The sequence below is a fragment of the Nostoc sp. UCD121 genome (assembly GCF_014222285.1).
Lineage (GTDB): Bacteria > Cyanobacteriota > Cyanobacteriia > Cyanobacteriales > Nostocaceae > Nostoc.
In genome coordinates, this window is record NZ_JACKZS010000301.1 from 1 (window position 1) to 6,663 (window position 6,663).

At 41.5% G+C, this 6,663-nt stretch carries 5 protein-coding genes; all 5 read left to right on the forward strand.

All coding sequences use genetic code 11. The features are described from left to right. The first annotated feature begins 74 nt into the window (after positions 1–74). The 5 genes from GNF10_RS33865 to GNF10_RS33885 all read left to right on the forward strand — a co-directional run bounded on the left by GNF10_RS33865 (position 75) and on the right by GNF10_RS33885 (position 6,522). Positions 75–1,475 carry a sugar porter family MFS transporter gene (locus GNF10_RS33865; protein WP_185585284.1) on the forward strand — a complete coding sequence of 467 codons (1,401 nt, stop codon included), beginning with the start codon at positions 75–77 and terminating at the stop codon, positions 1,473–1,475. A gap of 901 nt (positions 1,476–2,376) precedes the next feature. Then, positions 2,377–2,781, forward strand: coding sequence for a hypothetical protein (locus GNF10_RS33870; RefSeq protein WP_185607391.1), 405 nt, complete (start codon positions 2,377–2,379; stop codon positions 2,779–2,781). A gap of 334 nt (positions 2,782–3,115) precedes the next feature. Further along, positions 3,116–3,664: a L,D-transpeptidase gene (locus tag GNF10_RS33875; protein ID WP_185584305.1), complete on the forward strand. Its 549-nt coding sequence runs from the start codon at positions 3,116–3,118 to the stop codon at positions 3,662–3,664. Between the two features lie 176 nt (positions 3,665–3,840). Then, the gene (locus GNF10_RS33880; protein ID WP_185584303.1) at positions 3,841–5,454 is read left to right on the forward strand and encodes an iron uptake porin; all 1,614 of its coding nucleotides are present in this window, start codon (positions 3,841–3,843) and stop codon (positions 5,452–5,454) included. A 507-nt stretch (positions 5,455–5,961) separates the two neighbouring features. Continuing rightward, positions 5,962–6,522, forward strand: a complete 561-nt coding sequence (locus GNF10_RS33885) for an HdeD family acid-resistance protein (protein ID WP_185584301.1) — start codon at positions 5,962–5,964, stop codon at positions 6,520–6,522. The last annotated feature ends 141 nt before the right edge of the window (positions 6,523–6,663 follow it).

The following is a 6,663-nucleotide window of genomic DNA, read 5'->3' on the forward strand; positions in this document are numbered from 1 at the left end:
ATTCCCAATTCCCCATTCCCAATTCCCAATTCCCTATTCCCCATTCCCCATTCCCCATTCCCAATATATAAACTATGACCTCCACTACTACTCGTCGTAAATCCAGCACATTTTATGTGATTTTGATTGCTGGTGCTGCTGCCCTCGGCGGCTTTCTATTCGGTTTTGACACCGCAGTGATCAACGGTGCGGTTGGCGCTCTTGCCAAAGCCTTCAACGCCAACAGTGTGTTAACGGGTCTTGCCGTTTCCCTAGCATTGTTAGGGTCTGCGATAGGAGCCTTCTATGCAGGGAAAATTGCAGACCGATATGGTCGAGTCAAAGCAATGGTAGCAGCTTCGGTGTTGTTTACCATCAGTGCTATTGGCTCTGGAATTGCCTTCGGGATCTGGGATTTCATCTTTTGGCGGGTATTGGGTGGCATTGCAGTTGGTGTTGCTAGTGTAATCGCGCCAGCTTACATTGCCGAATGTTCTCCCACCCATTTGCGAGGGAGATTGGGATCTCTGCAACAATTAGCGATCGTAGTTGGAATTTTTATTGCACTGCTATGCGACTACTTTATTGCTGTATCAGCAGGTTCAGCCGAGTCGCCGTTTTTGTTTGGTATAGCCGCTTGGCGCTGGATGTTTTGGACAGAAATTCCTCCCGCCGTGCTGTATGGAATGTCAGCTTTGATGATTCCCGAATCTCCCCGGTACTTGGTTGCTCAAGGACGAGAGCCAGAAGCTGCTAACGTTCTGACCAAGATTTTGGGGGGCGATGTGCTGGCAAAAATCCAAGAAATTCGGCAGACAGTGCTTCGAGAACGCGAACCGAGATTTTCTGACCTCTTAAGCAGAAGTGGCGGACTCCTTCCGATTGTTTGGATAGGAATCGGCTTATCTGTATTACAGCAATTTGTTGGAATTAATGTAATCTTCTACTACAGCAGCGTTTTGTGGCGTGCCGTTGGGTTCTCAGAAAAAGATTCCCTAAGCATTACGGTGATTACAGGAGCCGTCAATATTATTACAACACTGATTGCGATCGCCTTCGTAGATAAATTTGGTCGCAAGCCCTTACTGATAATAGGGTCGATTGGCATGACCTTAACATTGGGTACGATGGCTTATCTCTTTGGTAATGCTCCTCTCGATGCTGCTGGGAACCCCAATCTCACCGGAAGCGCCGGGACTATGGCTCTCATCGCAGCCAACCTCTATGTATTTTGCTTCGGTTTCTCCTGGGGGCCAGTGGTTTGGGTACTGTTGGGAGAAATGTTTAATAACAAAATTCGAGCCGCTGCACTTTCGATTGCTGCTGCAATGCAATGGGTTGCGAATTTCCTTATTTCCACAACATTTCCTCCCATACTCCAATATTTCGGTCTAGGTTCTGCCTATGGACTCTATACAATTGCGGCAGCTACCTCATTCTTTTTCATTCTCTTTTTTATTAAAGAAACCAAAGGAATAGAGTTAGAAGATATGTAATTTGCATCCACCTAACAGCTAAACACAGTGACCCACAAGAGTACATTGACAAGCTGTTTTGAGCCGTCCCTGTACCAGATGGGAATGATAAGTGCGATCGCTAAACCATTTAATCCTCTAGAATTACCCGGTAATAGTTTTGCCCTTAGAGGATGTTTGGAAAGTCCTCTTGTCAGTATCAAAAGTTCTAGATCCTCCAAAGTTCCCCTTAGAAAGGGCAGGGCTGTTTCATTCCCTAAAGAGCGCTAAACATCAAGGGTTCTAGCGATTTAAAATTGATTATTTTGTTACCAGCGTGCCAGGAAAATGAACAATTTTACTGTTGTTCAAGTGCTTAAAAGTTCATCTTCTCGTCACCCTCACTTACAATTTTCTCGCTCACCATCTTGACAAATCCTGTTTGAAATGGAATGAAACAGCCCTGCTTAGAAAGGGGGACTTTGATTCCGGTTCCCACCTTTTTTAAGGGGGGTTAGGGGAGATCTCAAAGTGTCTAAATCACAGCAAAATACTTTTCAAACAACCTCTTCGTGACAGCAAGCTGAATTTAACTATACCCATAAATAATTGTGTTATTTTCAGATTTATGTTAAGAAGTTTAAAACATTAATTTTCTCTATAAAGCAATATATTCAAAGTCCATCTAAGGTAATAGATTAATTAAAAAAATTAAACAAAAATTGTCTAAGATATCACAATTTATTTTAATGCCAGACTAGACTTTAGACAGAAGGATAAGAAAAATAATTCAGTTAATTTATTAGTTAAGTAACAGCATATATCTTAATACTTTGAGTTGAGAACATTAGCTGTAGTTGAGAAATAGAGAAAAAATTTTCTAAATCTCAGCAAAGTGCTTAGTAGCATCAGAACCATTTAATTTCAAACTCAGGAGATCCCAATGAATATAAACCACAGTAAAAATTTGCTCAAAATAGTTGCTAGCCTCGTGGGAGTTGCTAGTACTGCTGTTTTAATGAGTCTTCCAGTATATGCTCTGTCCCAATCTAGCTCTAGAAATTTGGAAACTAGTCAAGCTCGTATAGGCGATAGATTGTACTCCCAAGCAGGGGAATCTACAGGTGGTTCTAACACAGAAACACAGCAGTATCCAAATAACGGCACTACCGGAACACAGCAGTATCCAAATAACGGCACTACCGGAACGCAACAGTATCCAAATAACGGCACTACCGGAACGCAACAGTATCCAAATAACGGCACTACCGGAACGCAACAAAATACAGATGGTAACAACACAACCGGTGGACAAAATACTGGTGGAGGTGTCAGAGCGCTATGGTAATTTACTAGTCCTACACGGACTAGTGAGTTTGTAAAGCTTGCTGCCTCTAGTTAGAGATCATTTCAGCAGATAATGGCTGTTATCAACAGTAAATGCAGTAGAAAAGATGAGATGTGCTGCCAATCGATTCGATTTCTACTGCAACACCTTTTGAAAATTTTATTTGACCTCTATTAACCAATCATTCTTTATATCTAGTGGTTAAACAAACTATTTTTTTATCAGGATTAATTTATTGAAGAAATATGCAATATGATAATATAAACTCAAGAATTAAACAATAGATTATTAATTGGGTACTCAAGTATTGATTGCAAAAAAAATATTTTCTAAAATGTTCAAGCAATTAGATAAATTACTGGTTTTTATTTGTGTATCTGGATTAAATTTTAATTCGGCTATGTTGTTAGCTTCGGAAATAAGACTGACTTCTCATACTTCAACCAACAATTTAGTTTCTCAAACAAATAATATTAATAATTTAATTATTCAACCTCTTCACCTAGAGATCAGCATTCGTAACCGTCGAGTAACCCTCTATCGAGGAAAAACCCGAATTAAAAGTTATCCTATAGCAGTAGGCCGCCAAGGCTGGGACAGTCCAATTGGTACTTTCCGAGTCCGTACAATGCTGGAAAACCCTACTTGGATAAACCCTTTTACAGGTAAGGCGATCGCAGGAGGAGACCCTGAAAACCCACTTGGCAAATACTGGATTGGATTTTGGACAAACGGTAAAAATTGGGTTGGCTTTCACGGTACCCCTAATCCTGATTCAGTAGGTAAGGCTGCCTCACACGGTTGTATTCGGATGTACAACAACGATGTTAAAGAATTATTCGATCAGGTCAGTCTGGGAACACCAGTTACTGTAGTACGATAACTGATATGGGGGCATGATAAAAGTCCTAGCGGTAGCTAGCTCTTATGTGAGTTTCATAAGGGATAGAACTATCGGATCATTCGAATCTTTCTTGTCCCTCAGCAAATAGATAATTTATTTCTGCGCGATTCCTTAGTTACAAAGCCAGAATTTAAGCATTTTTAAGTAATAAGTCAATGTTCAAAGTTGTTTTTCATAGCTTTATTGTCTTATTTTTGACAGTTCCAGCAGTTTGGGCAGTGCCTCTAGAAAATAATTCGAGTGCAGTAGATGCTGATAAAAATTTACAAGGACAAGTAAATTCTGTTTCTCAACTTTCCGATATCAAACCGAGCGATTGGGCATTCCAAGCACTGCAATCACTAGTCGAACGTTATGGCTGTATTGCAGGTTATCCTGATGCAACCTATCGCGGTAATCGTGCCTTGAGTCGTTATGAATTTGCTGCTGGTTTAAACGCCTGCTTAGACCGTGTAAACGAATTAATTGCTGTGGGTACTAATGATTTAGTCAAAAAAGAAGATTTGACAGTGCTGCAAAATTTGCAGACAGAGTTTGCGGCAGAATTGGCAACTCTGCGTGGCCGGGTGGATACCCTGGAAGCACATACAGCAACGCTGGAGCAGCAGCAATTTTCCACCACTACTAAATTGAATGCTCAAATTATTACTGCCATTAGTGATACCTTTGGTAATAGAGTAGGTGGACAAAGCGATGAATCCCGTCTCTATTTTGCTAACCGGGGTCGTCTCAACTTAGAGAGTAGCTTCACCGGTAAAGATTTATTGCGAGTCCGGCTAGAGTTTGGCAACTTTACAAATTCTAATGGTGCAAGTCAAATTGCCGCAGCCACAGGCACAGGCATGACACGACTGAATTTCGATAATGACAGCAACAATACACTAATAATTCCCCACATCCGTTACTACTTCCCCGTTGGTGACTCCCTTTCTTTCGTTGTTGGCCCCACAGGTATTGGTTACAACGACATCACAAACAACATCACTCCTGCCACGATCGCTGATGATGGTAATGGGATTCCCTCGCTCTTTGGCAAAAACAGTCCCCTATTCGAGCGCGGTGGTGGTGGTGCAGCAGCTAACTGGAGTATCAGTAAAAACTTGATTCTCACCTTGGGCTATTTAGCAAATAATCCAAATGTTCCATCAGCGCAAAATGGCTTATTTGATGGCGGCTACAATGCTCTAGCCCACCTAGCATATTACGGGGAACAAGGAGCTATTGGTGTCGCATACTCTCATGGTTATAACCCTGCTGGCACTGTAGATATCAACGCCGGCAGAGGCAGCGCCCTTTCAAACGCTCCCTTTGGAAATAACATTGCCACTTCCAATAGCATTGTTGGCGTACAGGGATACTATCGCTTTTCCCCAAATTTCCAGGTTCACTCTTGGGGTGGATATGTTTGGGCAAATGCGAAAAACTCTGGTTTCAGCGATATTTCTAATGGTAGGGGTGGAACAGATTCTCTCTTCGTAAACAATGGTGATAATGCCAATGCTTGGTTTGGAGCGATTGGTATGTCGTTTCCCGATGTGGGCGGTAAGGGCAATCTGCCGGGAATTCTCTTTGGTATACCGCCGCGTGTCTCTAACAGTGATATCCGTCAAGACCGAGACACCGCTTATCATATTGAAGCATTCTATCGCTACCGCCTGAACGATAATATCTCAGTAACTCCTGGTTTTTGGGTGATTCTCAACCCAGAAAATGACAGTAGAAATGATACGCAGTATGTGGGTGTGCTTCGCACAACCTTCGATTTTTAATGGTTTAGTTGGCTAACAGAGTCTGTTAGCCAACTCGCAATCAATCGAAAATACTCGAATATTTAAACTGATACAAGAAGTCTCTTTAATAAGGAAATTTTAGCCAAGTCTTGTTCACTGAGATATTAGCTAAATTCCGCCGTACTCTAGTAGCATCTTCACCACTTTATTTCATCACTCTGTATAAAGATTAATCAAAGCTAAATATCAGTATTTACTAGGACTTGCTTTATCTCTAGGGAGTGAGGAAGTCAAAACTTCAAATATTGTAAATTCTTTACTTATGCGGATTACGATTCCGCTTGTCCATGCTCATCCTAATAGGCTGAAAATCTTTTAATTTGCATCCATAAAAATAAATCACTTGTGAGGTGGGCATCTTGCCCGCAGAAGTTGTGCATATTTAAAGCGCTATAGCTTGCTTTAAATATCTTTCTGACTGTTTAAGATTGAACATTTAGATCTTAAAAATTAGGAGCAAATTAACAACGCATTTTGGAACCTGTTATGAATTCTGAAAACGTCGGTCAAGCGAGACAAAGTTTAGGATGGTTCATCGTTCTAGGCATTTTAATGATTGTGCTAGGCATGGCAGCGATCGCAGAACCATTCGTTGCCACTATTGCGATCGCAATCGTCATCTCTTGGTTTTTATTTATCGCTGGTATTGTCCGAATTGTCCACGCATTTCAATCACGACGGCAAAAAGGCTTCTGGCCAAAGCTAGTAGTTGGTATTCTATATTTACTTGCTGGAATTATGTTGATTAGCAACATCTTTGGTGCTGCGCGCTCTCTCACCTTAGCCCTGGGAATTGTCTTTTTAGCTGAGGGTGTATTTGAGGTAATCACAGCATTTCAAATACGTCCAGATCCAAATTGGGGTTGGACACTGTTTAGTGGCATAATGGCCATTATTCTGGCAATTTTAATTTTGTATCAATGGCCTTTCAGTGCAGCTTGGGTACTGGGATTATTTACAGGTATTAATTTTTTGTTGACGGGTGTTTGGATGATCGCGCTCTCACTGCCTAGCCGTCGCATTCCTAGCCAGAGAACAGAAATCTGAATTGGGTATAGGGGCAGGAGGAAGGCGTACACGGCACAGCAGAAGGATATCTCGATTTGCTAGTTGATAACAGGGGTGATTACAAAGAAAAGATTGCCACATTCGTAATCAGAAACTTTATGTCAGCACAACCCATCAACG